1 protein-coding gene is annotated in these 1092 nt (G+C 72.5%); it reads right to left on the bottom strand.

Translation table 11 applies throughout. The features are described 5' to 3' along the window. Positions 1–48: 48 nt before the first annotated feature. Complete coding sequence (locus G9H71_RS22805; protein ID WP_166285022.1) at positions 49–834, bottom strand: WecB/TagA/CpsF family glycosyltransferase; 786 nt, start codon at positions 832–834, stop codon at positions 49–51. Positions 835–1092: the final 258 nt, after the last annotated feature.

The following is a 1092-nucleotide window of genomic DNA, read 5'->3' as shown; positions in this document are numbered from 1 at the left end:
GCCGTCAGCGACGGCGCCCCTCCTGGCGTCGGCGGTCCTGAGTTGTGGTCAGCTCGCGCGGCGCGCGCGCCACAGCTCGCGGGCGCAGAGCGCGAGGAACCGCGAGTTGCCGACCAGGTAGCGCTTCCACAGCCGCTTGGGCTCGGAGACGAGCCGGTGCAGCCACTCGAACCCGGAGCCGTGCAGGCCCTTCGGGGCTTCCTTCTTGTGCCCGGACAGGAAGTCGAACGCGGCACCGACGCCCACGAGCACGGCGTCGACCTGGCCGACGAGGGCGGCGATGAGCGCGTCCTGGCGGGGGGTGCCGAGCCCGATCCAGACGATGTGAGCGCCCGAGTCGTTGATCCAGCGGGCGTAGTCCGCGACGTCGTCGGCGGTCGGCTCGCGGAACGGCGGGGCGATGGAGTCGACCACGGTCGCGTTGGGGTAGTCGTCCTTCACCGCCCGCTCGAGGTCGGCGAGGACGTCGGGCCGCCCGCCGAGCAGGAAGTGGCGCAGCCCCGGACGCTCCAACGTCGCGCGCATCAGGCTGGGGCCACGCACGGGGCCGCGGGCCGGCTGCCCGCTCGCCCAGCGGTGGTACCACGCCACCGGGGTGCCGTCGGGCAGGTTGAGCACCTGCTCGTGCACGAGGTGCTCGCGGTAGTCCGGCTGGTTCGCGGCGAGCGTCAGCGTGTAGGCGTTGCACAGGTGCACGCCGAGCGCCCGCCCCCGCAACGCCGCGTCGACGAGCACGTCCACGGCGGTCTGCAGATCGACATCGACGAGCGGGACGCTGGCGAAAGTGAACGTCGTGCTCTTGGCGGCGTCGGTGCCCGGCAGCAGGTGCGTCACTCGCGCAGGCTCCCCAGCGGTATCAGCGGCGACGTCAGCGGCCTCTTCCGGCAGCGTCAGTGGCCCGACGTAGAACGGCATTCGCACTACGTTACCGCTTCGGTGCGGCAACGAGTCCACGCCATCTCTGGCGGGTGCCGGCCCCCCGGGCTCCAACAGCGCGCTCACTCTGCCACCTCTCGTCGCCAGCGACCCGGCGGAGCGGTGGCCCCAAACGGTCGCGCAGGGTGGCGCAGCGCCCCCTACGACACCCGAGAT

The sequence above is a fragment of the Motilibacter deserti genome (assembly GCF_011250635.1).
In the GTDB taxonomy this organism is placed as follows: domain Bacteria; phylum Actinomycetota; class Actinomycetes; order Motilibacterales; family Motilibacteraceae; genus Motilibacter_A; species Motilibacter_A deserti.
Note: the sequence above shows the minus strand (reverse complement) of the source record. Positions and strands in the feature narration are given on the sequence as shown.